The organism is Algibacter luteus (assembly GCF_900141715.1).
In the GTDB taxonomy this organism is placed as follows: domain Bacteria; phylum Bacteroidota; class Bacteroidia; order Flavobacteriales; family Flavobacteriaceae; genus Arenitalea; species Arenitalea lutea.
This window is the reverse complement of sequence record NZ_FQYK01000002.1, coordinates 237,665-262,391: the sequence shown is the minus strand read 5'-3', so window position 1 is coordinate 262,391 and position 24,727 is coordinate 237,665. Positions and strand designations below refer to the sequence as shown.

General features: G+C 33.5%; 25 protein-coding genes and 1 tRNA gene. 18 read left to right on the top strand and 8 right to left on the bottom strand.

The annotated features are described in order from the left end of the window. The first annotated feature begins 12 nt into the window (after positions 1-12). The 15 genes from BUA46_RS04640 to BUA46_RS04570 all read left to right on the top strand — a co-directional run bounded on the left by BUA46_RS04640 (position 13) and on the right by BUA46_RS04570 (position 12,172). Complete coding sequence (locus tag BUA46_RS04640; RefSeq protein WP_019387594.1) at positions 13-1,068, top strand: response regulator; 1,056 nt, start codon at positions 13-15, stop codon at positions 1,066-1,068. A gap of 84 nt (positions 1,069-1,152) precedes the next feature. Then, positions 1,153-1,995: a universal stress protein gene (locus BUA46_RS04635; RefSeq protein WP_019387593.1), complete on the top strand. Its 843-nt coding sequence runs from the start codon at positions 1,153-1,155 to the stop codon at positions 1,993-1,995. Between the two features lie 10 nt (positions 1,996-2,005). Next, positions 2,006-2,395 carry a hypothetical protein gene (locus tag BUA46_RS04630; protein WP_143148074.1) on the top strand — a complete coding sequence of 130 codons (390 nt, stop codon included), beginning with the start codon at positions 2,006-2,008 and terminating at the stop codon, positions 2,393-2,395. Between the two features lie 653 nt (positions 2,396-3,048). Then, positions 3,049-3,900 carry a universal stress protein gene (locus BUA46_RS04625; RefSeq protein WP_019387591.1) on the top strand — a complete coding sequence of 284 codons (852 nt, stop codon included), beginning with the start codon at positions 3,049-3,051 and terminating at the stop codon, positions 3,898-3,900. A gap of 16 nt (positions 3,901-3,916) precedes the next feature. After that, positions 3,917-4,762 (top strand): universal stress protein, encoded by an 846-nt coding sequence (locus BUA46_RS04620; RefSeq protein ID WP_026010042.1) that lies wholly within the window; start codon positions 3,917-3,919, stop codon positions 4,760-4,762. A gap of 3 nt (positions 4,763-4,765) precedes the next feature. Beyond that, positions 4,766-5,605 (top strand): universal stress protein, encoded by an 840-nt coding sequence (locus tag BUA46_RS04615; protein ID WP_019387589.1) that lies wholly within the window; start codon positions 4,766-4,768, stop codon positions 5,603-5,605. A 55-nt stretch (positions 5,606-5,660) separates the two neighbouring features. Further along, positions 5,661-6,515, top strand: a complete 855-nt coding sequence (locus BUA46_RS04610; protein WP_019387588.1) for a universal stress protein — start codon at positions 5,661-5,663, stop codon at positions 6,513-6,515. A gap of 12 nt (positions 6,516-6,527) precedes the next feature. Further along, entirely contained in the window at positions 6,528-6,935 is a 408-nt protein-coding gene (locus BUA46_RS04605; protein WP_019387587.1) for a hypothetical protein, read from the top strand. Between the two features lie 27 nt (positions 6,936-6,962). Next, entirely contained in the window at positions 6,963-7,805 is an 843-nt protein-coding gene (locus BUA46_RS04600; RefSeq protein WP_019387586.1) for a restriction endonuclease, read from the top strand. A gap of 10 nt (positions 7,806-7,815) precedes the next feature. Then, positions 7,816-9,189 carry an MBL fold metallo-hydrolase RNA specificity domain-containing protein gene (locus BUA46_RS04595; protein ID WP_019387585.1) on the top strand — a complete coding sequence of 458 codons (1,374 nt, stop codon included), beginning with the start codon at positions 7,816-7,818 and terminating at the stop codon, positions 9,187-9,189. A 12-nt stretch (positions 9,190-9,201) separates the two neighbouring features. Beyond that, positions 9,202-9,615, top strand: a complete 414-nt coding sequence (locus BUA46_RS04590) for a hypothetical protein (protein ID WP_019387584.1) — start codon at positions 9,202-9,204, stop codon at positions 9,613-9,615. Between the two features lie 105 nt (positions 9,616-9,720). Then, a complete protein-coding gene (locus BUA46_RS04585) occupies positions 9,721-10,167 on the top strand; it encodes an Hsp20/alpha crystallin family protein (protein WP_019387583.1) in 447 nt (148 codons plus the stop codon). A gap of 85 nt (positions 10,168-10,252) precedes the next feature. Next, positions 10,253-10,693, top strand: coding sequence for a hypothetical protein (locus BUA46_RS04580; RefSeq protein WP_019387582.1), 441 nt, complete (start codon positions 10,253-10,255; stop codon positions 10,691-10,693). A gap of 17 nt (positions 10,694-10,710) precedes the next feature. Beyond that, positions 10,711-11,382 carry a hypothetical protein gene (locus BUA46_RS04575; RefSeq protein WP_019387581.1) on the top strand — a complete coding sequence of 224 codons (672 nt, stop codon included), beginning with the start codon at positions 10,711-10,713 and terminating at the stop codon, positions 11,380-11,382. A gap of 64 nt (positions 11,383-11,446) precedes the next feature. After that, positions 11,447-12,172, top strand: a complete 726-nt coding sequence (locus BUA46_RS04570) for a sulfite exporter TauE/SafE family protein (protein ID WP_026010041.1) — start codon at positions 11,447-11,449, stop codon at positions 12,170-12,172. Positions 12,173-12,501: 329 nt separating this feature from the next. On the opposite strand, the gene BUA46_RS04565 is transcribed toward BUA46_RS04570, so the two are convergent. After that, complete coding sequence (locus BUA46_RS04565; protein ID WP_237714664.1) at positions 12,502-13,161, bottom strand: phosphatase PAP2 family protein; 660 nt, start codon at positions 13,159-13,161, stop codon at positions 12,502-12,504. Between the two features lie 528 nt (positions 13,162-13,689). Beyond that, positions 13,690-13,774, bottom strand: a tRNA-Ser gene (locus tag BUA46_RS04560). A 186-nt stretch (positions 13,775-13,960) separates the two neighbouring features. On the opposite strand from BUA46_RS04560, the gene BUA46_RS04555 reads away from it, so the two are divergent. The 3 genes from BUA46_RS04555 (at position 13,961) to BUA46_RS04545 (ending at position 17,328) form a co-directional block, all read left to right on the top strand. Beyond that, complete coding sequence (locus tag BUA46_RS04555) at positions 13,961-14,590, top strand: NAD(P)H-dependent oxidoreductase (RefSeq protein ID WP_019387578.1); 630 nt, start codon at positions 13,961-13,963, stop codon at positions 14,588-14,590. A gap of 152 nt (positions 14,591-14,742) precedes the next feature. Further along, positions 14,743-15,945, top strand: a complete 1,203-nt coding sequence (locus tag BUA46_RS04550; RefSeq protein WP_019387577.1) for a DegT/DnrJ/EryC1/StrS family aminotransferase — start codon at positions 14,743-14,745, stop codon at positions 15,943-15,945. A gap of 264 nt (positions 15,946-16,209) precedes the next feature. After that, a complete protein-coding gene (locus BUA46_RS04545; protein WP_019387576.1) occupies positions 16,210-17,328 on the top strand; it encodes a T9SS type A sorting domain-containing protein in 1,119 nt (372 codons plus the stop codon). Positions 17,329-17,393: 65 nt separating this feature from the next. Here the strand turns inward: BUA46_RS04545 and ribB are convergent, their stop codons facing one another. From ribB to tpx, 6 genes are all read right to left on the bottom strand, one after another. Next, positions 17,394-18,539: a 3,4-dihydroxy-2-butanone-4-phosphate synthase gene (gene ribB, locus BUA46_RS04540; RefSeq protein WP_026010040.1), complete on the bottom strand. Its 1,146-nt coding sequence runs from the start codon at positions 18,537-18,539 to the stop codon at positions 17,394-17,396. A 31-nt stretch (positions 18,540-18,570) separates the two neighbouring features. Beyond that, positions 18,571-20,532, bottom strand: a complete 1,962-nt coding sequence (locus BUA46_RS04535; RefSeq protein ID WP_081496186.1) for an LptF/LptG family permease — start codon at positions 20,530-20,532, stop codon at positions 18,571-18,573. Between the two features lie 9 nt (positions 20,533-20,541). After that, positions 20,542-21,177: an outer membrane lipoprotein periplasmic chaperone LolA1 gene (gene lolA1, locus BUA46_RS04530; RefSeq protein ID WP_019387573.1), complete on the bottom strand. Its 636-nt coding sequence runs from the start codon at positions 21,175-21,177 to the stop codon at positions 20,542-20,544. 67 nt (positions 21,178-21,244) lie between these two features. Then, on the bottom strand, positions 21,245-23,626 hold the full coding sequence (locus BUA46_RS04525) for a DNA translocase FtsK (RefSeq protein ID WP_019387572.1): 2,382 nt from the start codon (positions 23,624-23,626) through the stop codon (positions 21,245-21,247). 115 nt (positions 23,627-23,741) lie between these two features. Further along, positions 23,742-24,110 carry a diacylglycerol kinase gene (locus BUA46_RS04520; RefSeq protein ID WP_019387571.1) on the bottom strand — a complete coding sequence of 123 codons (369 nt, stop codon included), beginning with the start codon at positions 24,108-24,110 and terminating at the stop codon, positions 23,742-23,744. After that, entirely contained in the window at positions 24,103-24,609 is a 507-nt protein-coding gene (gene tpx, locus BUA46_RS04515) for a thiol peroxidase (RefSeq protein ID WP_019387570.1), read from the bottom strand. Before tpx ends, BUA46_RS04520 begins: the two co-directional genes overlap by 8 nt. Positions 24,610-24,727: the final 118 nt, after the last annotated feature.

Below are 24,727 nucleotides of genomic sequence, written 5' to 3'. Positions count from 1 at the left end.
GAAATAAAACTGATGAAAAAAATATTACTCATAGAAGATGATACTGTTTTAAGAGAAAATACAGCCGAACTTCTAGAATTGTCTAACTATTCAGTTATAACAGCGCCTAATGGTAGCGTTGGTTTAAATACTGCAAAAGAAAATCTACCAGATATTATAGTTTGCGATATTATGATGCCCGAATTAGATGGCTATGGTGTGTTACAAGGTCTTTCAAAAAGCGAGACAACAAAATATATTCCATTTATATTTTTATCAGCAAAAACCGAGCGTAAAGATGTTAGAAAAGGGATGGATCTGGGTGCAGACGATTATATCACAAAACCTTTTAATGAAGCAGAATTAATTAGTGCTATAGAAAGCAGGCTTGCAAAAGCCGCTATTTTAAAAGAAGAAAGAGCTAATTATACGGAAGAATCTTCGATACCATCTCAAGATGAATTAAAAACTTTAAATGATTTAAAAAATTATTTAGACGATAACGGGAAGATATTTAAATACGCAAAAGGCGATCTAATATACAGTGAAGGCGATAACTCTAATTACATTTATTTAGTTAGAAAAGGGGTTGTTAAAAATCATAAATTTGATGAAGATGGTAAAGAATTAATTACAGCTTTATTCAAGGAAGACGACTTGTTTGGTTATACCACTTTTATTCAAAATATAGCGTATCAAGAGTCTGCAACAGCTATTAATAATGTTGAATTGATTGGGATTTCAAAAACCGATTTGAATGATATTTTAGAAAACAACCATAAAGTTTCACTAGAACTTATTGAGTTATTAGCAGAAAATCTATCAAGTACCAAAGAACAATTATTGCAAATGGCCTATAGTTCGGTTAACAAAAAAACCGCCGCTACAATTATTAGGTTTGCTGAAAAAATTAATAGAAAACCAAACGACCCCATTAAGATATCGAGGAATGATTTAGCCAGTGTAGCAGGCGTAGCTTCAGAAACTTTTATAAGAACATTGTCTAAATTTAAGAATGATGGATTAATTGAAATTGAAGGTAGAAATATTAAGGTTTTAAATCTTGACAAACTCAAGCAGATTTATTAAACTTCTGTGCGCTATTCAAAATGACCAATATCATTTTTTAACCAACATCTTGCATCTATTTTTGTTACAATAAGTAAAATTGTAATGAAAAACATTTTAATTCCTACAGATTTTTCTAGTAACTCATGGAATGCCATTGAATATGCCCTTAATTTTTTTGAGGGGAAGTCTTGTAATTTTTATTTATTACATGTTAATACAGTAACTAGTGGTTATGTTGTAGAAGATGCTGGTTATGCATTAACCAAAGATATTATTGATGATACTTTAATTAAGCCATCAAAAATTCAACTTAATAATTTACTAAAGCGCATTAGCGATTCTTCACTTAAAGGCAACCATCGATTTTTTAAAATTACCGATTATAATTTTTTTATAGAATCTATCAGAAAACACGTTGAAGAGAAAAAGATAGATTTGATTGTTATAGGAACAAAAGGCGCCACTGGATTAAAAAAACTTATTATTGGCAGCAATGCCGCTAGTGTTATCACAAGAGTGCATTGCACAACTTTAGTAGTTCCTGAAAATGCAAAATTTGTTAAACCTAAAGAAATAGCGTTTCCAACCGATTTTTCGGCATTTTATTCTTCTGAATTATTGCGTCCATTTCAAGACATTTTAGAATTAGTTAATGCGTCAATAAGATTATTACACATCAATAAACGCGATTATGTACTTAATGCCGATCAGAAAAAAAATAAAGACTATTTAGATGATTATTTTAATCATTATAAACATAGTTTTCATTTTTTAACGAACAAAGATATTGAAGCTGCCATTCAATGCTTTGTAGAAAGTAGAGATATCGATTTGATAGTCATGGTAGCAAAAAACTTAAACTATTTCCAACGTATTTTATTCCATCCTTTGGTAGAAGAAATTACCTATCACACAGATATCCCGTTTTTAGTTTTACATGAATAAAACCTTCATTATGGAAAATATATCTATTTTTTTAGCTAAATTTTGGGGATGGTATCTTATTATCTTTTTTGTGATTTTAACTTTTAATCCTAAAAGGATCCGACAGATTTTTTTAGACCTTAAAGATGAAAAGTTTTTAATTACAACCTCATTCATGGCCATTATTGTTGGCTTGTTAAACATCTTGTATCACAATATATGGGAACCTAACTGGAAATTTATTATAACCGCTATAGGTTGGGTCGCTTTAACCATAGGTTTGCTATTATTTATTTTCCCAAAACGCACCATTTCATTCTTAGAATTCGTTAACATTAAATTCGTTCAAGTCATTTACATGTTACTCTTCTTAACGGGAATATTTTTATTAAATATCGTATACGGCGTTGTACCGTATTAATTATAATTAGATTATATGTTACTGTAAATCAATAAGTTAAAGTACTATTGATGATATTCGTCATATCTATTGATTCCATTTTAAAAGGTTTTAAAAAGTAGAATACTTGCATTATGTTAAATCTATTTTTCAATGCTGACGGTCGTCATAGCAATTTTGAAAGTAACGCTTTACTTTAGTAACATTAATTAATCAAACGTTCTTTTGAATTTGGTTATAAAAATCAAAGATTTACAAATCGAAAGACCTTGTAAATCTGATGAGCGTTTAAAATTACTATGAAGCCAAAGCTTATTTTATGTTTTTTGTAAATCAAGGGTGTAGATAGAGTAAAGGTTAGATAATAAAATTAAACGCTTAAAACGAAACAGGAAGTTTAAGCTTCCTGTTTCTAGGTTATTGGCTATTAATTAATTCATGATTTAGCTGATGGGGATATAGGCTAAATCTTGTTGAGAGTTTAATAAAATTATTCCTTAGTTTAGTTAGAGCTATATATCAAAATTAAACCCTCATGAAAAACGGTAAAACTTCAATCTTTACCGTTTTTTTATACTTAATCCTCAAGTTTCTAAACGATTATATCTGACCGTCGTCATAGTTTTCTCTTGATATACTTAATATATTTAAGAAAACCTCAAAAGTATATAGTCATGAGAAAAATATTAATTCCAACAGATTTTTCAGAAAATGCTTTAAACGCCATTCATTATGCCTTAGAGCTTTTTAAGTACGAAATCAGCGTGTTTTATTTTATGCATGCCTATCAAGATGATATTTACATAAATGAGGCTTTATTAACACGCGAAACCCTTAGTCGAGCTACAAAGATTGTAAGCGATCAATCTAAAAAACAGTTAGAGGATTTAATTAAAGATATAAGAAAGCAACATCCCAATCCTAGATTTACCTATCGCATGGTTTCTTCAAACAATGTGCTGGTCGACGAGGCTGATAAAATAGTTGAAAATGAAAATATAGATATTATTGTCATGGGTACAAAAGGCAAATCGAACCATAAAAAATTAACCTTTGGTAGCCATACATTACAGGTGCTAAAATATGTGGAATGTCCGGTTTTAGCTATTCCTAGCAACTACAAATATATACAGCCTAAACACGCTGTGTTTCCAACCAATTATTTAATTCCATACAAGCGAAGAGAGTTAAAATTGGTATGCGAAATGTTAGCGCCTTTCAGAACTAAGATAGATGTCATTTATGTTTCTAAAAGTAAAAAATTATCTATGCGACAAGAGGATAATAAATCCTTTATTGAAGAAACACTTTGTAAAAATGAAACCAACTTTATAACGGTAAATAGAAAGCGTATTACCGAAGCTATTAACAGCTATATAAGCGATAATGGTGTTGATATGCTCATTATGGTTAACACCAGACATTCTCATTTAGAAAATATATTATTTCAATCTCCTATAGATGAAATAAGCTTAAATATTGGAATTCCATTTTTGGCTTTACAAAACATTGAAAGGAGGCATTAATTTAAAAACTCAAGTCATGAAAAAGATACTCCTTCCTACCGATTTCTCTGATAATTCATGGAATTCCATTGTATATGCGCTTAAATTGTTTAAAGACGAGGTGTGTACCTTTTATTTATTGAACACTTACACACCTGCAGTGTATCATATAGAATATGTGTTAGTTAATCCTGCGCAGTTTGGGTTGGTAGATTCAGAGCGCAGTACTTCCATGAATAAACTTGAAAAATTTCACGATAAAATCAAGAAAACCTTGCGGAACCCTAATCACAGAATAGAAAAAATGTCTGTTTTTAATTCCTTAATTCCAGAAATTAAAGATCAAATCAAGGAGAAAAAAATAGATTATATCGTTATGGGCACAAAAGGGGCCACTGGAGCCAAAGAAGTGCTTTTCGGATCGAATACGGTTCATGTTTTAAATCAAGTAAAATGCCCGGTTATAGCTGTTCCTGAAGATTTTAAATACGAAAAACCTCATGAGCTTTTGTTTCCAACAGATTTTGAGATTCATTATAAAAACAAACACTTAAGCTTAATTCTTAATATCGCTAAAAAGCACACCTCTAGAGTACATGTGCTTCACGTCTCCTATGGTTACGATTTAACAGAAATTCAAAAACAAAACAAAGCACTTTTGGAAAGCAAATTGAAAAAAGTAGCCAATATTTTTCATGATGTTAGTAACCAGAATGTAGAAGATGCTATTGCCAATTTTCAAATCAAGAATAAAGTTAACATGTTGATTATGATAAACAACAAACATTCCTTTTTTGAGAATTTGTTCTTTAAAAAATTAATTCATCACATCGGGTTTCATTTAAACATTCCGTTTTTAGTGATTCCCTCTAAAATCTTATAAACTATGGAAACGAATAATAGACATATTTTGTTACCAACTGATTTTTCAGATAATGCATGGAGTGCTATTGTATATGCCTTAAAACTCTATGCGCTAGAAAGCTGTACATTTTATATCCTGCATTCAGCACATGGCAGCCTCTCTTCCATATCAGATAAATACAGTAGGGTATATGAAGAAGTAAAAGAAAATGCAAATACCAATTTGCTAGAACTTAAAACTTTGGCAGAAACAGCTAATGCCAATGCAAACCACGATTTTGAGATTATTTTGAGTACCGAAAGTTTATATCGTGCCATTGATACCACCGTTAAAAAATATAATATCGACCTCGTTGTTATGGGTACCAAGGGAGCCACAGGAGCTCAAGAGTTTTTGTTCGGTAGCAATACCGTAAAAATGATAAGTAAAATGAGGAGTTGTCCTATTTTAATTATCCCTGAAGATTATGATTTTGTAACACCAAAACAAATAGCTTTTCCATCAGATTTTAATCGGTTTTATGGCGCCACAGACTTAGATGCTTTAAAAGATCTGGCCTCACTTTATAACTCAAAAATTCGAGTGGTGCATATAGAAACCAAAGAAGAATTAACTGAGGTTCAAGAGCACAACATAACGACTTTGGAATCTTATTTTGGAGAATTTGAGCATTCTTTACATTGGGTTCCTGACTACTCAAAAAAAGCAAATGACATTAAAAGTTTTATCGAAGAATTAGAAATAGACATGCTGGCTATGGTAAACTACAAGCATAGTTTTATTGAGAAAATTTTTAACGAACCAGTTATTAAAAAGATTGGATTTAATCCAACCATACCGTTCTTGGTTATTCCTGGTTAGCCAAAATCGAATAGGTTTAATGCGTTGGTAAACAGTTAATTAAAAACACAAAACCATGAAACGAAATATATTATTACCTACCGATTTTTCTAAGAATGCATGGTATGCCATACTTTATGCCTTAGAATTATACAAACGAGAAGCTTGCGATTTTTACATCCTTAACGTGTTTTCGGCAACCTCAAATATTATGGAAAGCCTTATGAATATGGAACCCGGAAGTGAATTGTATGAAACGGCAAAAGCAGATTCTGAAACGGGTTTAGCCAAAGTACTCGATATGATTGCCTTTAGAGATCATAAAAATCCTAGACACCAATTTATACCTGTAACCACATTTAATAATCCGCTAGAAGCCATAAAAAATATCGTGGAAGAAAAAGATATTGAAATGATTGTGATGGGCACCAGAGGCGAAACAAACTCCAAAAAAGTGGTGTATGGTAGTGTGGCATTAAATGTTATGGAAAAAGTTAGAAACTGTCCTGTAATTGTAGTGCCTGCCGAAGCCAAACATCATTTGCCTAAAGAAATTGTATTCCCAACAAGTTATAAAACCCACTATAAAAAGCGAGAGTTGAATTACTTGGTAGATATTGCAAAAACATGTGATGCTAATATTTGTGTTTTACATGTGTCTAGAAAGGCAGAGTTAGACGCTAAATTACTTGAGAATAAGAAACTTCTGGAAACCATTTTTGAAGATGTAAGCTATTCATTTCACCAATTAAGGCATATGGAAATACCTGTAGCTATTAACTGTTTTATAGAAAGTAGAGATAGCGATATGGTGGCGTTTATCAATAAAAAACACAGCTTTTTTGGTAGCATACTTACACAACCTTTGGTGAAAGATATTGCATTTCATTCGGTAGTACCCATATTGGTAATGCACGATTTAAGAAATTAAAACTTTAAGACTATGAAAAATACAGGCATTTGGTTAGATAAAGAAAAGGCTCACATCGTAACTATTGAAAATGATGAAGTCGATTTTTTAACCATAAAATCAGAAGTTGAAAATTATCATGTTTCAGGCGGTTCTGGAACTAAATTTAAGGGAGGTCCTCAAGACGTCGTGCAGGATAGTAAATATTCCGATCGGGAAAAACAACAACTAAAAACATATTTTAAAACGATTGTATCTCACATAAATGAGTCCAACAAAATAGCCATTTTTGGTCCTGCTGAAACGCCTAACAAGTTTGTGAAAGAATTAAAAGAAAAATATAAACCTGTAGGGGCAAAAGTTGTAAATGTGGAACGATCAGATAGTATGACAGATAATCAAATAAAGGCCATGGTTCGCACTTTTTTTAAAAACCATTAATTACTGTTTTTTAAAACGTGATATATCATGAAGGAAAATCATATCGATATTATAAAATCATCAGGATTAACGGCTAAATTTTCATTGGAAAAATTGCGCAATTCCTTGAAGCGAACCGGTGCCAATAACGACATCATCGAACCCATCTTAGAAACTGTGGTAGATGAGTTGTATCAAGGCATTTCAACCAAAGAAATATATAATCGGGCATTTGCTTTACTCAAAAAAAAGAACAGTTATTTGGCTTCAAAATACAAACTCAAAAAAGCCATTTACGAGTTAGGTCCTACGGGGTTTCCTTTTGAACGCTTTGTGGCAGCTGTTTTAAAATATTCAGGATATCATGTGCAAATCAACAATATTGTACAAGGGCATTGCGTAAAGCATGAAATTGATGTCATCGCCTCAAAACATAACGAAACCACCATTGTAGAGTGCAAGTTTCATGGTGAACCAGGTTTAAATTGTAACGTCAAAGTACCCTTATATATTAATTCCAGATATCGAGATGTCAAAGAAAAATGGAACGGTTATTCTAAAAATACACATAAGCTTACCCAAGGCTGGGTAGTTACCAACACACGTTTTACGGAGGATGCTTTAATTTACGGCAACTGTGTTGGTTTGTATTTGCTAAGTTGGGATTACCCCAAAAATGATGGTTTAAAAGATAGAATCGATAGGTTAAGTTTATATCCTATAACCGTTTCTACTTTATTGAATAACCGAGAAAAACAATTTTTATTAAGCAGAGATGTTGTGCTTTGTAGAGAATTGATTGGTGATGTTTTCTACCTCGATCATTTAGGGATTTCAGAAGTTAGAAAACAAAAAATACTAAACGAAATAAATCAATTGTGTAATCGCTAAAACTCATAAGATGGCAAATTATGCAAAAGTTCATTTTTTAGGCGGCACAGGAACTGTAACGGGTTCAAAATTTCTTATCGAAGCCTTCGGAAAAAATATCCTTATTGATTGTGGGATGTTTCAAGGACTAAAAGAATTGCGTGAACTCAACTGGCTCGACCTCCCTGTTGATGTTCCTTCCATAGACGTAGTATTGCTCACCCATGGGCATCTCGATCATGTAGGATACTTACCGCGATTAGTAAAACAAGGATTTACAGGAAATATAATTGGTACAGCACCAACGTTAGCCATTGCTGAAATTATACTTAAAGACAGTGCCAAAATTCACGAAGAAGATGCTAAAAAAGCCAATAAGGAAGGGTACACCAAACATCAACCCGCATTATCGTTTTATACCGTTAGAGATGTTGAAAAAACACTTGCCCTTTTTAAAGTTGAAGTTTTAGACCGATGGAAAACCTTATCAGGACAAATATCCTATCGTTTTCAACTTAATGGTCATATTCTTGGAGCTACATTTATAGAACTCGATATCAACGAAAAACGATTTGTTTTTTCAGGAGATATAGGTAGAAAGAACGATTATTTATTAGAAAACCCGAAAAAACCAGAGTGGGCAGATTATTTGTTTATTGAAAGCACCTATGGTAACAAACTTCACCCCGAAAATGATGTAGAAACCGAATTGGCAGCACTAATTAAAGAGGTTATAAAAAACAAAGGCAATTTAATCATTCCGAGTTTCGCTGTTGAGCGTTTACAAACACTCATGTACATTCTCTGGAAATTATACAAGAAAAACAAAATCCCGAATATTCCCATTTTTATTGATAGTCCCATGGGCAATAATGTGTTAAGTGTTTTTGAAATGTTTCCAAAATGGCACAAATTATCAGATTCAGAATACGCAGCCATGTGCAACCATATCAACATCATTGAATCTTTTAAAGAAACCTGGGAAACTATTGACGATCAGCGGTCTAAAATTATAATTGCCGGAAGCGGCATGGTCACTGGCGGTCGTGTATTAACCTATTTACAACAACTTATAGACGTGGCTTCAACCACGGTTTTATTGGTGGGCTATCAAGCAGAAGGCACCAGAGGGCGCCAATTATTGGATGGCGCTCACGAAGTTAAACTCTACGGAAAATATTATCCCGTTAAAGCTAATATTCAAAGTAACGAGAGCTTATCGGCGCATGCCGACCAAAACGGCTTACTAGATTGGTTAAGCGAGATTAAAAACATTCCTGAGCAAACATTTCTAATTCACGGCGAACCTTCGGCAATGAACACATTTAGTACAAAACTAAAAGACACGTTTGGTTGGCACATATGTACCCCCAAGCTGAATGAAATTATAAAACTAATGGTATAAAAACTTAAGAATATGGATGGTTTAAGCAAATTTAAAAACTTTTATCGCGATAAAAGTATTGAAGAGTTACAGATGGAGACCACGCAATGGAAATCGAATCTTGAATTCCAGAGCATCGAATTAGCATTTTTAAAAAACCTATTGCAAGCCAATATTTACAGGTCTAATAACCCGAATTTATTCGAAATATTAGAACTTTTTAAACAAGAGATAGATGACATCCATTCCGAAGGGGTGCATATTTTAGATAGTGTAGAATGTCATATAGCGCATCTCGAAAAAGAGCAACAATATACAAGTTCTGATGGTAATCAGTTTTACATCGAAACGCACAAAAAATTAGATTACGATATCACTGTTTTTAATGAAGAATTCAATGTTTTAAAAATGCGTTTATTCGAGTTTATTGAAGGCACGATTATTTAACATTTTTTTACATATTTATTAACAGTGAACTGATGAAAATCATTTCATAATCTATTTGTAATCATTAGGTTAGGTGTGTTAGTTTAACTTTAAAAATTAGTACCCATGACACTTATTAGATTTAACAACAGAAACAGATTATTCCCTTGGAATAATGGCTTAAAAAACTTTTTAAGCGACGACCGTTTTTTTAACGACGATTTCCTTGATGATGACAGTTTAATGCCAGCAATGAATATTAAAGAGCATCAAGATGATTTTGAAATTGAGTTTGCTGCCCCTGGATTTAACAAAAAAGACTTCGAAGTAACTATTGAAGACGACATGTTAAATGTGTGTGCAGAAAAATCAAAAGAAGAGGAAGAAAAAGAAGAAGACTACACCCGCAGAGAGTTTAGTTATAATTCTTTTAAACGCTCGTTAAAATTACCTAATTCAGTAAACCCAAATGAAGACATTAAGGCCGTTTATAAAAATGGCATTCTTAAATTGAAATTATTGAAAAAGGAAGAAGCTAAACAATTACCTAAAAAAGTAATTGAGATAGCATGATGTTAAAAGCAGAAAGCGGTCATGTAATGATTCGCTTTCTGCTTTTCTTAATGTTTGTACAGATTTATTTAAACAGTCAATACTTATGAAAACACTAAAAAACCGCAAATACGTTGAATGGCTCAATGCAGATATCATGCATGAAGCCTCACGTAATTGGTTATCAGAATTACGATTTATAAAAGATGAACAACAATTTCTTTCAAACCTGATTAAATCGTACACCCTTCAGCTAATTGATGCATCGCATTTTGCAGAAAGCAAGAAAATAGTAGAGACTTTAGAGGCTTTACAAAAAAAGAATAAAAAATATATTGAAACCGTAAAAACGCACGAAAACGAATTGCTCATTATGGTTGATGGCATCGATCAATTGCAAGAAGAAGAAGCCTATAGAAACAAACACAGAACACTGCTGGTTAACATTAATTATTACTTTAAAGAATACAGAAAACTCAAAAAACAAGTGTTTCGCACCATTGAAGATATTATGAAACACGAAAAACAAAAGCGATTGCTTCAATAATATACAATCTTAAAATTATGAAACGTATAATCCAAATAGTATTATCTTTTTTATTGATAGGTTGCTCATCAGTTGAAATTGTAGAAAACTGGAAAAACCCAGATATTGAGGTGTTTGAAACCAACAAAGTTTTAATAGTTGGCATCACTTCAAATGCCAAAGCCAAGCGTCAATTCGAAGAACAACTAAAACGAGAATACCAAGCCAGAGGTATTGAAGCCTATACGAGTTTGGAGGTGTTTCAACCCGATTTCACAACAAAAAAGCAATCAGAAGAAAGCATAAGTCAATTAGAAAGTAAATTAATTGCTAATAATTTTGATGCCATACTACTTACCAAAGTTATAGGTGTGGAAGATAAAATTGCTTACAAGAATAATTATGGCGAATACGATGAAACCCATACCAGGTTTAAGGAAGAATTTTTAATGTATCAAGATATTTTTTATAACCCCGATTATTATAACGAATACAAAGTGTATCATACCGAATCTTCGTTGTATTGTCTCTGTCCTGCAAAAGATAGAGAACTCATCTGGAAGGGCTATATCGATATTACAGATCCGCAAAATATAAATGAAACCGTAACCGATTATGTAAAATTGGTAACCATCGTTCTGGAAGAACAGGGGCTTTTGGTTCCCCAAAGCTTTCAAGAAGAGCGGGTAGGGGACGCAGCCATAAAATAGTATCAAACCGTATAAAAAAACCAAAAATATAGTCCTAAACCAGAGTTCCTAATTCTATAACGGCATGTTAACAAGATACCTTCCTATTTTCATCATTTTGTCTTTGTTAGCAGAAGTTTTAGGAACTATAGGTGGTTTTGGCTCGTCGGTATATTTTGTGCCCATGGCCAGTTTCTTTTTCGATTTTCAATCGGTGTTAGGCATTACGGCGCTGTATCATTTATCTAGCAACATCTCCAAAATAGCCTTTTTCAAAAAAGGCTTCGATAAAAAAGTTGTCCTCACTTTAGGCATCCCCGCTATTTTATTTGTATCTATTGGTGCCTATTTAAGTCAGTTTTTCGATCCTAAAATACTCACCTATGTACTTGGGTTTTTCCTCATTGCCTTGAGTCTATTGTTTCTTATTAATAAACACCTTAAAGTAAATGCTAAAACAAGCAATGCGATTATTGGTGGTTCGTTTTCCGGACTCAGCGCTGGGTTTTTAGGTACTGGTGGCGCCATTCGAGGCATTACGCTGGCGGCTTTTAAAATGAACAAAGACAAGTTTATTGCCACCTCTGCCATAATAGATTTAGGCGTCGATTTTAGCAGAACCATCGTTTACTATTACAATGGCTACATGCATAAACACGATTTGTATTTGGTGCCCATTTTAATAGGCGTAAGCATTGTAGGTACCTACATAGGCAAACGCATATTAAATAAAGTCTCTCAAGAGCAATTTAGAACCTTCGTGCTGGTGTTAATTTTAATTATTGGTGTGGTGAGTGTGGTTTCGAATTAAGGGGTTATAGGTTTGGTAGTGAAAGAGTTAAAATACCATATCCAAAAAACCGCGCAATAAAAAATACAATTTAACTTTAGCAGTTCATTTTTTTTGAAAGAAATTTCATTAAAATATGGGTTACTCCAATTTCTTTATTAAATTTATTGTCTCCTAAAAATGAGTTTAAATAGCACCTCTTTTGAGTCGCTTTTATTTATTGATGAAAGTTTTTAAAAAACTATAAATGACAATAAAAACGAATAATCAATGCGCCTATATGCTTTATACAAATGCAAGTTTTTAGGATATTTATTCTTGTTAACATAACATGAGTCATTAGTACACTGCTAAAAATTCATGCTTAAATAAAAACCGTAATGCTCATTGTCAATTCTCGGAATAAAACTAATGCCTTTTGTATTCTTGAAGGGGTTCCATTTAATAATTGGGTCTAATAAATAAACCAATTCTGTAACTAAAATAGCGATGCCGGAACTGACTATAACATCGCTAACCCAGTGTGCATTGTTCATTACCCTAAATACCCCAGTTGTTGTAGCAAAAGCATAACCGCTGTAGGCTAAAAATGGAGAAGTGTCTATAAACTCATGATATAAAATACCAGCGTTTGTAAATGCACGCGACGTATGGCCAGAAGGGAAAGATTTTAAATCGTCGTCTCCGTTGGGTCTACGTTTTTTGGTCCATATTTTTAATTTAAATGTAATATAATCAGAAACTATATTGGCAATTACTAGGTTTTTAGTTTGGTCGAACCAATGGTTTTTGGATTGCACACCTAAAGCATCGGCAGCATACATTTCTACAATTGGAACATATAACGTGTAATCATCAATCTCGAAAGCATAATTGTTTCCTACAATATGTCGTACTTCTCTTTGAAAATCCTTTTCAAAATGACTTCCACTTAGTAAAGACCCTCCAACTATTAAAGAAGCCGGTAAAATGGCCTTTTGAAGAAACGTTTTTTCTTTTTTTTGTTTCATAAAAAGCGAGTCTGTTTGAGCATTTACAGGAATTGATAAAATGCTAAAAATTAATAAATAAAGAAGTGGTTTAAAGCTCATTAAAAGGGTTATAGTTTATAAAATACTTTTTTTTAGATAAAAAATGAAAATGCTTTTTTCATAGATGCAAGACATATGTGCCCTTGAAATTACAAAATAATTTAAATATAAATACTTTGTTATCAATATTTTACAATATAATAGCTATCAGTTAGAATGAGTAAATGCCGTACAGCATTTACTTTTTTGTTTGATATAAAATAGTTTTATATGAAACTGTTTAAATTAAAAAAAGGGCAAAAACAAAATGATTAGGGGTTTAGTGGAATTTGACATGTTTCTTGTGGGGAAAGAGGGATTGTATATCCCAGAAATAAATCCAGAACAAGCATAAAACCCTCACCAAGCTGCGCTTGCTAGGTTTTTTATTTTTATTCACTTCTGAAAATGTATTTTCAGCGCTCTTAAAAATAAAAAACCCGCAACATTTGTTGCGGGTTTCTTTTGCGGAGAAAGAGGGATTCGAACCCCCGGAGGTGTGACCCTCAACAGTTTTCAAGACTGCCGCATTCGACCACTCTGCCATTTCTCCTTGAGTGCCTCATCAAGCTATTTGCCTGAATGCGGGTGCAAATATAACGTCCTTTTTCCTTCTATTCAAATAAAAAGTTAACTTTTTTATCAATAAATTTTATGTATTAATCCATGTGCATATTTTATTTATCAATACACTAAAAAGAAAATTGCAAACCTTATTTTTGCATAAATAAAATACCTAATGAATACAATCGAGCAACTGAAATGGCGGTATGCAACAAAAAAGTTTAACCCAACCAAAAAGTTATCTAAAGCCAAAATCAATATTTTAATAGAGGCTTTTAACCTTACCGCAACATCCTATGGTTTACAAACCCTAAAATTGGTGGTTGTAGAAGATAAAAAATTAAGAGAACCCCTAGTAGCGCCAGCATACAATCAAAAACAAGTATTAAATGCGTCGCACTTACTAGTCATTTGTATTCAGGATAATATCCAATCCACCGATGTTATCGACTATTACAACAACATCAAACACATACGCAATACCCCAGAAACCATCCTAAAACCCTACCGCGAAGATTTGGTAAATATGATGCAAGACATGTCGGTAACAGAACGCCAGCAATGGTCTACAAACCAAGCCTACATCGCTTTGGGTAATTTAATGACGGTTTGCGCCATCGAAGGCATCGATTCCTGCCCCATGGAAGGATTTATAGCCTCAGAATACGATAAACTATTAAAACTAAACGAAAAAGGATTAAAATCAGTATTGCTTCTGCCCGTAGGTTATCGCGCCGACGACGATATGTTTTCAACCTTCAAAAAAGTAAGAAAACCAATAGACGAAGCAGTCATTATATTATAAAACATTTGGTCGCCTGCCTGCCGGCAGGCAGATTACCACAAGGGTCGGGCTTTACGTGGCAATCTTTTTGCTCGTGCCTCACAAAAAGGATTTCTACTGCAATCCCTAACGCAAAAAACGTCCCATGTAACAACACATATAAAATCAAAATTATGCCAGGATTCGAATTATTTGGAGAATTAGAAAGAAAAGAAGTTAACGATGTGCTAGACAATGGCGTGCTGATGCGTTACGGTTTCGATGGTATGCGCAATGGCCATTGGAAAGCCAAAGAACTAGAAGCTGCATTACAACACACCTTTCAATCTAAACACGTGCAACTCGTTTCTAGCGGAACCGCAGCCGTATCAGTAGCCTTAGCCTCTGCAGGCGTTGGAGCGGGCGATGAGGTCATTATGCCAACATTTACCTTCGTAGCCAGTTTCGAGGCCATTATGATGCTCGGAGCCATCCCCGTGTTGGTAGATATCGATGATACTCTTGGTTTAAACCCAGATGCAGTTGAACAAGCTATCACGCCAAAAACAAAAGCAGTTATGGTGGTGCAAATGTGTGGGAGTATGGCCCATATGGATGCCTTACAAGCCGTTTGTAACAAACACGACCTCCTTTTAGTAGAAGATGCGTGTCAAGCCATTGGCGGTACCTACAAAGGTAAACCCTTAGGAAGCATTGGCGATTTGGGTTGCTTCTCTTTCGATTTTGTAAAAACCATAACCTGTGGCGAAGGTGGTGCAGTGATTACCAATAATAAAGATTACTATCTAAACGCCGACCACTATAGCGATCATGGTCACGACCATATCGGTAACGATCGTGGTGCAGAAAAACACCCGTTTATTGGTTATAATTTTAGAATCTCAGAATTGCATGCTGCCGTTGGGTTAGCACAAGTAAAACGTTTGCCAGAATTCTTAGAAATTCAACGCCGAAACTTAAACATCTTAAAAGAAGCCCTAGCCGATATTCCCGAAGTAACTTTCAGAACCATTCCAGAAGGAGGCGAGGAGAGTGGTGCTTTTTTTAACTTCTTTCTACCCAATTTAGAAATTGTAAACAAAGTATTAAAAGGCTTTAGCGACAATGGTATTGATGTTTGCTGGAATTACTACAACAACAACTGGCATTACATTAAAGAATGGAATCATTTAAAAGATTTAAAATCGCTGTTTCCAATTTCAAAAGAAGTAAAAGACGGTTTAGCGTATTTAAAAACTAAAGATTTCTCAAAGTCTGATAACTATATCTCGAGAAATATTTCATGTTTAATCAAATTATCATGGACCGAAGAACAGGTAAAAGTGCGCGCTTCTAAAATGGCCGAAGTCATAAAATCGGCACTTTATAAATTCTAAACTTTCAATAAAATAAAACACTATAGAAACTTGATTTGTAGTGTTTTATTTCATACATTTATAATTCCCGCTAATTCTTCTATAGTACTAAATACCGCACCCAGTTGTGGATATCATTTGTATTAATAAGCAATTTATAATGGCTCTCTAACCATTAATAGCAACAGTTTAGTTCATCAGTATATCTAAGGATTTAAATTAAACATGCTCACATTTTTAATTTATTCGATGGTTCTGTAATACAAATCTTTAAAGCTATTAATCATGAAAAACTTGACACTTCTTGCCGTATTATTTTTTCTATCATTTGGTTATTCAAGTGATGCGCAAACCGTTTATAAAGTAGATGAAAGGCGCATTTACTCTTGGGATGGTAATCCAGATTGGAACCAACATAGCACAGAGCAATATATTTACGCCAATGGTGGTAATAAAGAAACCAGTATTATAACATCGAGTTTTCCCGGTGGAGAAGTCCTATATCAAGATTTAAAAACCTATAACGCCAATAATGATATTATTCTAGAGGTAACACAGTTCTGGAATAGCGTGACGTTGCAATGGGAAACTACTGCTCAAACCGTCTATACTTATAACCTATCTGGGGAATTAGAATACGAAACCGATCAATCTTATAATTTTGTAACGCAAATGTTTACTGATGCATTTAGAACCAAAAACGAGTATCTAAATGGCAACCTAATTAGAATAACATTTCAAAAATCTGAGAATGGCGTTTGGGTTGATGAAGACAAGTTTGAGTATTCACATAATACTTCAGGGCAGCCCGTGGAGGAAATTGAAAGCCTTTGGAACACTACTACTATGATGTGGGATCCAATTGAAAGAGCAATTGCAACATACACCAGTGGTTTATTAACGAAACTTGAAATTTATAAGTACACCAATGGTAGTTGGGAAACCCAACCATTCGAACAATATTTACTAGAATATAATGGGATGTTGCAAACAAAATTTACTTGGCAGTCTTGGGATGGTGCCCAGTGGGTAAATGAAGATTTAGAAACGAGTGCATATGATGCTAACGACAATCTAGAAGAGTTAATATATTGGAGTTGGTCTGGAAGCGTTTGGGAACCTTATTATAAAGAAGAAACGGATAATTCTGTCGCAGGACCATTAAGCTCCACAGTTTTTGATAGTGAAAACTTTAAAGTGTACCCTAATCCGGTTTCAGAGATTATCAATATTACATCTAAAACACCTATAGATAAAGTAGAACTGTATTCTGTTTTAGGTCTTAAAATCATGGAATCACCTAATTACAAGAATATTAATGTAAGCCATATAAAGTCTGGCTTGTATTTGGTAAAAGCATCAATTGGCCGCAGTAGCACAACCAAAAAAATAGTAATTAAGTAAGTTTGAGTTAGTCCTCGTAAGAAAGGGTAGTTTCAATTAAAATTTTAATTGAAAGTGCCCTTTTTTTAATATTTCACGTATTCAACAATCTCTAAACCATAACCAATCAAACCAACGCGTTTGGTCTGTTCAGTATTAGAAATTAATCGCAGTTTATGGATGTTTAAGTCGTGTAATATTTGAGCACCAATACCAAAATCTCGAGTGTCCATATTAATTTTTGGAGCTCGTGCAATGGTATTTGGTTCTTGATGATCTTTTAGAAATGCCAATCGATTTAAAATATTCATTGACTGTGCTTCTTGGTTGATAAAGATAATAGCACCCTTGCCAGCATCATTAATAACCTTAAACATATTGTCTAATTGTTTATCAGCATTATTAGTAAGCGTTCCTAAAATATCGTTATTAATAAGCGTGGAGTTTATTCTAGTAAGTACTTTTTCATCATCTTTCCAAATACCTTTTGTTAAAGCTATATGTACTTGGTTATTTGTAGTTTGTTCATAGGCCCTTAATCTAAAACTTCCAAAGCGTGTTTCAATTTGAAAATCTTCTTTTTTATCAATTAAAGAGTCATGTTGCATTCTGTATGCCACCAAATCTTCAATAGAAACAATTTTTAAATCTAATTTTTTAGCAACCTCAAAAAGCTCAGGTAAACGCGCCATCGAGCCATCTTCATTCATGATTTCTACAATCACACCTGCAGGATTTAAGCCCGCTAATCTTGCAAAATCTATGGCAGCTTCAGTATGTCCTGTTCGTCGTAGCACACCACCTTCTTTAGCAACCAACGGAAAAATATGACCAGGTCTTGCCAATTCAAAGGGCTTGGTGTCATGATCTATTAAAGCTTTTACCGTTTTAGCTCTATCGCTAGCTGAAATTCCTGTGGTAACGCCGTTGCCTCTTAAATCTACAGATACCGTAAAAGCAGTTTCCATAGGATCGGTATTGTTGCGAACCATCATATTAAGCTCAAGCTCTTTACATCGGTTTTCAGTTAATGGTACACATATTAAACCTCTACCATGAGTTGCCATGAAGTTAATCATCTGCGGCGTTACCTTATCGGCAGCAGCTAAAAAATCACCTTCATTTTCACGATTCTCGTCATCAACAACAATAATAACTTTACCGTTTCTAATGTCGTCAATAGCCTCGTGTATTGTATTTAATTTAAACTCTTGTTTTACGTTTTGTGTCATAGTTTTCACCATCATAGTGCAAAGATAGGCCTTATTTTAAAGATTCTAAACAATTTAGCTTTAAGTCGCCTTTCATTTTTTCATTTAAAAAAAGGTAAGTGATAAAGTAAAAAGGTAGTCCTAATACTAAAAGAAATACATTGGGTTGCTTCTCTTTTTTATCGATATGCTTATAAAATTGAAACGCATTTATTATCGATTTGATAAAATAAACAACATATAATACTAGCGCCACAACACTTAATTGTATGGATGGCCATGATAAAGATGGTAGCTTATTATTTTTAAAAACAAAAAACAATATTAATAGCGAAACACCAATAATATAAAGCACAAACGCGAATTTTGAGTGCTCGTTGTAATCTTTTTTTATGTACTCTGAAGTAAAATATTTGTCGTCGATAATCACACCACTTGCACTTATGTCTTTGCTGGTGATACCTCTTGAATTTAATAACTCTATAGCTTTAAATCGAACCTCTTCATGATGGCCTAAATCGTCGTAATTGTTAATGACGTTTAAGAGTTCATCATTATTATAATCCGATAAAAATTTATAATCTACACTGTTTTTGTCTTTTATTTTAAACGCATTCTTCAATGGTTCTATAACATTTCCGAATTCAAATAAACCTCTATCTGCTGTAGCCCTTTTAGTTAAGAAAACTCCAAGAGGAAACATAATTAGCGTTGAAAACCACGGTGCTAAAATGGGGTTAAATTCTCCGGTTTTAGCACTATTCGTTGCAAAAATACCAATGAAGTGATAGGTTAAAAACAATAATATCGCGATTACCATTGGTAAGCCAATACCACCTTTACGAATTAAGGCACCTAAAGGTGCGCCAACAAAAAATAAGATAACACAGGCAAAACCTAAAGCAAATTTCTCATGTAATGAAATAATATGTCTGTTTAACCAAGCTTTAGAATTTTTCATGGCGGCTTCATTAGATATAATAAGTTGTTTTGAGCTTATTGTAGACTTAATAGCAACATCAACCATGGCAATCTGCTTTTTAGTGTCAAAAAGATCTAAAAGCGAACCTGTATAACTTGAATCTGCTTCTTTTTGATTTGGGATTTTAGTTCTGTTAAGCCCAGATCTAAAATGTAAATTTGTCGAAAACGATTCGTTTTCATTTTTAAATTTCACAACAAGTGAGTCAATGGTTTTATTCAACCCTTTAACATCTAGCATGTTGTATTTATCGGTTTGCGATTGTTCATCAAAATCTACATTATTAATTTCTGATAAATCAATATTGATGATTTTCGTTTCAAACGTACTTTTAGCAAATGGTTTTCTATTTCTAGCATTACGGTCTTGTGGGGTCACATCGCTGTAATAATGCCCATCGTTTAAAATCAGTTTTAAAACATTCGAGTTTTCTTCACTTGCCAATTCGCCAGTTTTCGATTTTATTACCGTGGCGTTGGTTCTACCATCATTTCCTTTTATATGAATGGTCACATCTTTTAAAAACTGATCTTTATCACCGTATTTATCGGCAAATTTAATATTATAAGTGCCCACAGGATTAAATTGTCCTTCAGCAAGTAACATAGCGGGTTTTAGTTTGGCTATATTTCGTCTCAGGTTATATGAATTTAATTCTGCCCAAGGAATAACATTATTTGAAAAGAAGAAAGTGACTATACCAAGAATAACTATAAATACACTCAGCCCAGACATGGCGCGTTGTAGTGAAATACCAGTAGATTTCATGGCCGCAAACTCATAGTTTTCGGCAAAACTTCCAAAAACCATTATGGATGCTAAAAGGATAGTTAATGGTAAAACTAGTGGGATAAGTTTTGGCATGAAATAAAATAAGAACTTCCCTATAACAAGAATATCCAAATCTTTTCCGGCCAACTCTTTGATATAAAGCCAAATGGTTTGTAAAACAAAAATTAGCATGAGTATGACAAACACGCTAAGAAAAGTTTTAAGATATGTGGTTATTATGTAACGATCTAGTATTTTCAATGAATGAACCTAATCTAGTTTATTGATGTAATAATCTTGATATTTATTGGCATCAAAGGTAAATAAGGTTTTTGATAAAGGGGCATTTGTTTTAAAAGAATTAACAACAAGCGTTGTTTTTGTACCGTTTTTACCGACTTGAATTAAATTGTAGATATGTTTTGTTTGCGCATCAACCCCTAAGAGAATATTTTTTATTTCTGAATTAGAATCAATAGGTGTTAATTTTACATATTGAATTTTTCTACCGTTTATATTCTGAGTAATATCTAGGTTGTAGGTGTATCCATCTTCATAAAATGATAACATTTTACTAGGTGTAATCGCATCATTTTCATCATCAATATCCGAAGAAATTGTAACTTCTTCGTCTTCAACACTTATAGAATACAAAGTCTTACCGTCGAATAAGCGGGTAACACCTAAAATGTTTAATCTGTATTTTTCACCTTGCATAACCACATCGCCTTTGGTTTCTTGTTTGATGTTTTCTGAAAGGTTTTCCAGAGTGTATTTGAAATCTAAAGAGATGTTATCGTAGCTCTTTACTTTTTCAGATACTTCGTTGAGTAATGCTTTGGCATTGTTTTGAGCAAATGCGTTAACGGATAAGGCTATTAATACTATGGTTACTAATTTTTTCATTGAAAGTTTATTTTTTCATTTCCGCTCTTCATCTGTGTTCAGTGTCAATTGCGGAAAACACATTTAATTATATTTCGTCTTCTAATAATTTATCTAAAGCTAACAAATCAGGGACTAAAACTTGTCTGGCTTTACTGCCTTCAAAAGGTCCAACTATACCTGCGGCTTCTAACTGGTCAATTAATCTACCAGCTCTATTATAACCTAATTTTAGTTTTCGCTGTAATAGCGAAGCCGAACCTTGTTGTGCCGTTACAATTACAATTGCCGCATCTTTAAATAGTTTATCTCTGTCTGACTTATCTATATCAAGACTTGTGCCACTTTCTTCGCCTACATACTCAGGAAGCAAATAAGCATCAGGGTAGGCTTTTTGAGCCCCAATAAAGTCGGTAATTTTTTCAACTTCAGGCGTATCAACAAAAGCACATTGTACACGAATTAAATCGTTGCCCTGGGTGTAAAGCATATCTCCGCGACCAATAAGTTGGTCGGCTCCAGAGCCATCTAAAATGGTTCTTGAATCGATTTTTGAGGTTACTCTAAACGCGATACGCGCAGGGAAATTGGCTTTAATAATACCAGTAATAACGTTAACCGATGGACGTTGTGTTGCAATGATTAAATGAATTCCAATGGCACGAGCTAATTGTGCTAAACGTGCAATAGGCGTTTCTACTTCTTTACCCGCAGTCATGATTAAATCGGCAAACTCATCAACTACCAAAACTATATATGGTAGAAATTGATGCCCATCATTAGGGTTTAATTTACGTGCTTTAAACTTCTCGTTATATTCAGCAATATTTCTGCAAAATGCGTTTTTTAGAAGTTCGTATCGATTATCCATTTCAATACACAGCGAATTCAATGTATGGATAACTTTGGTGTTATCGGTAATAATAGCGTCTTCACTGTCTGGTAATTTTGCCAAATAATGACGCTCAATTTTATTAAAAAGCGTTAACTCTACTTTTTTAGGATCAACTAAAACAAACTTTACTTCAGCAGGGTGTTTTTTGTATAGTAACGAAGTTAATACTGCATTCAATCCAACCGATTTTCCTTGTCCTGTAGCCCCCGCCATAAGTAAGTGAGGCATTTTAGCTAAGTCTACCACAAAGGTTTCGTTACTAATGGTTTTACCTAAAGCTATAGGTAATTGCATTTCTGAACTTTGAAATTTCTTAGATGAAATAACAGAGCGCATGGAAACAATGGTCGATTTTTTATTTGGTACTTCAATACCAATAGTTCCTTTTCCGGGTATGGGCGCAATAATTCGAATACCTAATGCTGAAAGCGATAATGCAATATCGTCTTCGAGATTTTTAATTTTTGATATTCTAATTCCGGCATCTGGCACAATTTCATAAAGCGTTACTGTTGGCCCTATAGTCGCCTTAATGCTGGCTATTCCAATATTGTAATTTTTTAAGGTGTCAACAATTTTATTCTTGTTTTCCTCAAGTTCTTCTTGATTGATGGTAATGCCTTCAGTATCGTACTTTTTTAATAAGTCAAGGGTAGGAAATTGATATTTGGCAAGCTCTAACGTAGGGTCGAATTGTCCGAAATCTTCAACCAATTTGTTAGCAAGATTATCAGATTCTGAGACTTCCTCTTTAACGTCTTCAACTTTAATTTCTATTTCGGGTTCTTCCTCAACTATTGGCGTTTTAACTTCTAGTGGAGCAGATTCAGCAACTGGTTTAACTTTTGTTTGCGGTTCAGCTGTTTTTTCTTCTAAAGGTATTTCAAAAGCAGATTTGATGGCTTCAGCTTCTTCAGATAAATTGTTATCTAACGGAACAATGATATCTTCTTTTAATTCTGAAAGATCGTCTTTTATATCTTTTTTAGCAGATGTAAATACTTTAGCAATACTTTCAAAAGTCACTTTAAAACGAATGGCTAAATAGGTGATAAAACCGAATATGAGTAAAAGAATGGTTCCTATTTTACCAATATAATCTTGAAGGAAACTATTAATTTCAAAACCGAATGTACCACCAAGGATATCATTTTTATGACCAAAAAAGCCTAAAAGGATAGACAACCAAACAATGATAAGTACGCCCCAAAACCAATGTTTTCTTAGTTTTGTTTTGTTAATGTTCATTAAAACATATACGCCCGAAAGAAAGATTAATCCTGAAAAAATAAAAGATGCAATACCAAACCCGCGTTGAATAAAAAAGTCGCTTAACCATGCCCCCGATTTACTTAACCAATTTTGAGTTTCTATTTCTCTGGAAGTAAAATTTGATAGTGTACTTTGGTCTGCTTCACCAGTAAAAATAAAAGAAACAAAGGCTATAAAAAGTAATAATCCGAGTATGACAAGGAAACTGCCCCACACCAACTTCTGCTGGCTAGATAATTTAAAACTAGGCGCTTTCAACGGTTTTTTAGGTGCTCGTTTAGTTTTGGGTTTGCTTTTAGCCATTAATGGTTTGTTGTTTCAAAAAATGAAATCTTTAAAATTTTATACTTCAATTCCATTATTTAGTAATGGGACAAAAATACAAATTACTAACGTTTATCCTAAGCGATATAGTATTTTAAAAAATCTTCGGAAGATAAATAATTAAGCCAACTATACTTGCAAAAACCGAAGCTATAAAAACAGCTCCGGCAGCAATATCTTTTATTAAGCCAATTTTTGGATGACGTTCTGGGTGCACAAAGTTTGCTATTTCTTCAATAGCAGTGTTAACGCCTTCGATACTCATTACCAATCCAATCGCAAGAATTTGAATAATCCATTCATAGGAAGAAATCTCAAAATAAAATCCGGCAATAGTTACTATAATAGCAATAACCAGCTGAATTTTTATACTCGCCTCTGTTTTTACGAGCAATAAAGCGCCCTTAAAGGCGTATCCAACACTTTTTAATCGATTCTCGGTAAAAGATTCTTTTTTAGGCATTGTAAAGTGCGTCTAGAGCAGCCTTATAATTTGGTTCATCAACAGTTTCGCCAACTTGTTCTGTATAAATTACGGTTCCATTTTCATCTAAAACTACAACTGATCTAGAGTGCAAGCCTTCTAACGGTCCATCTACAAAGTTTAAACCATAAGCTCTTCCAAAACTTCCATCTTTATAATCAGATAAACTGATGACATTATCTAATCCTTCAGCACCACAAAAACGGGCATGAGCAAAAGGTAAATCATGAGAAATACAAAGTACTTTTGTGTTTTCTAATTCGCCTGCTTCTCGATTAAATTCCCTAACAGATTGAGCGCAAGTACCAGTATCAACGCTTGGAAAAATGTTTAAAACCACTTTTGATCCTTTATAATTCGTTAAACTTTTAACAGATAAATCTGTTGCAGTTAATAAAAAGTCTGGAGCTTTTGTGCCCACTTTTGGTAAGTTTCCTGATGTATTAATTGGTGATCCTTTAAGAGTTACTGTAGCCATTTTTTAATGTTTTAAATTGAACATCTAAAATAGTAATATTAAATAGCTTAATCCTAATTATTTTTTTGAATTTGATCAAAGTTATCTGGTTTTATATGGTAATTGTTTTTATGTTCTG

Bases quoted from the DNA above. Each gene is read 5' to 3' on its own strand.
- BUA46_RS04635 (WP_019387593.1), top strand. From the start codon at position 1,153: ATGAAAAACATTTTAATTCCTACAGATTTTTCTAGTAACTCATGGAAT.
- BUA46_RS04520 (WP_019387571.1), bottom strand. From the start codon at position 24,110: ATGCCTAAAAAAGAATCTTTTACCGAGAATCGATTAAAAAGTGTTGGA.
- BUA46_RS04610 (WP_019387588.1), top strand. From the start codon at position 5,661: ATGAAACGAAATATATTATTACCTACCGATTTTTCTAAGAATGCATGG.
- BUA46_RS04605 (WP_019387587.1), top strand. From the start codon at position 6,528: ATGAAAAATACAGGCATTTGGTTAGATAAAGAAAAGGCTCACATCGTA.
- BUA46_RS04545 (WP_019387576.1), top strand. From the start codon at position 16,210: ATGAAAAACTTGACACTTCTTGCCGTATTATTTTTTCTATCATTTGGT.
- ribB (WP_026010040.1), bottom strand. From the start codon at position 18,539: ATGACACAAAACGTAAAACAAGAGTTTAAATTAAATACAATACACGAG.
- BUA46_RS04525 (WP_019387572.1), bottom strand. From the start codon at position 23,626: ATGGCTAAAAGCAAACCCAAAACTAAACGAGCACCTAAAAAACCGTTG.
- BUA46_RS04600 (WP_019387586.1), top strand. From the start codon at position 6,963: ATGAAGGAAAATCATATCGATATTATAAAATCATCAGGATTAACGGCT.
- BUA46_RS04585 (WP_019387583.1), top strand. From the start codon at position 9,721: ATGACACTTATTAGATTTAACAACAGAAACAGATTATTCCCTTGGAAT.
- BUA46_RS04575 (WP_019387581.1), top strand. From the start codon at position 10,711: ATGAAACGTATAATCCAAATAGTATTATCTTTTTTATTGATAGGTTGC.
- BUA46_RS04615 (WP_019387589.1), top strand. From the start codon at position 4,766: ATGGAAACGAATAATAGACATATTTTGTTACCAACTGATTTTTCAGAT.
- BUA46_RS04550 (WP_019387577.1), top strand. From the start codon at position 14,743: ATGCCAGGATTCGAATTATTTGGAGAATTAGAAAGAAAAGAAGTTAAC.
- lolA1 (WP_019387573.1), bottom strand. From the start codon at position 21,177: ATGAAAAAATTAGTAACCATAGTATTAATAGCCTTATCCGTTAACGCA.
- BUA46_RS04620 (WP_026010042.1), top strand. From the start codon at position 3,917: ATGAAAAAGATACTCCTTCCTACCGATTTCTCTGATAATTCATGGAAT.
- tpx (WP_019387570.1), bottom strand. From the start codon at position 24,609: ATGGCTACAGTAACTCTTAAAGGATCACCAATTAATACATCAGGAAAC.
- BUA46_RS04570 (WP_026010041.1), top strand. From the start codon at position 11,447: ATGTTAACAAGATACCTTCCTATTTTCATCATTTTGTCTTTGTTAGCA.
- BUA46_RS04625 (WP_019387591.1), top strand. From the start codon at position 3,049: ATGAGAAAAATATTAATTCCAACAGATTTTTCAGAAAATGCTTTAAAC.
- BUA46_RS04630 (WP_143148074.1), top strand. From the start codon at position 2,006: ATGGAAAATATATCTATTTTTTTAGCTAAATTTTGGGGATGGTATCTT.
- BUA46_RS04555 (WP_019387578.1), top strand. From the start codon at position 13,961: ATGAATACAATCGAGCAACTGAAATGGCGGTATGCAACAAAAAAGTTT.
- BUA46_RS04565 (WP_237714664.1), bottom strand. From the start codon at position 13,161: ATGAAACAAAAAAAAGAAAAAACGTTTCTTCAAAAGGCCATTTTACCG.
- BUA46_RS04580 (WP_019387582.1), top strand. From the start codon at position 10,253: ATGAAAACACTAAAAAACCGCAAATACGTTGAATGGCTCAATGCAGAT.
- BUA46_RS04640 (WP_019387594.1), top strand. From the start codon at position 13: ATGAAAAAAATATTACTCATAGAAGATGATACTGTTTTAAGAGAAAAT.
- BUA46_RS04590 (WP_019387584.1), top strand. From the start codon at position 9,202: ATGGATGGTTTAAGCAAATTTAAAAACTTTTATCGCGATAAAAGTATT.
- BUA46_RS04595 (WP_019387585.1), top strand. From the start codon at position 7,816: ATGGCAAATTATGCAAAAGTTCATTTTTTAGGCGGCACAGGAACTGTA.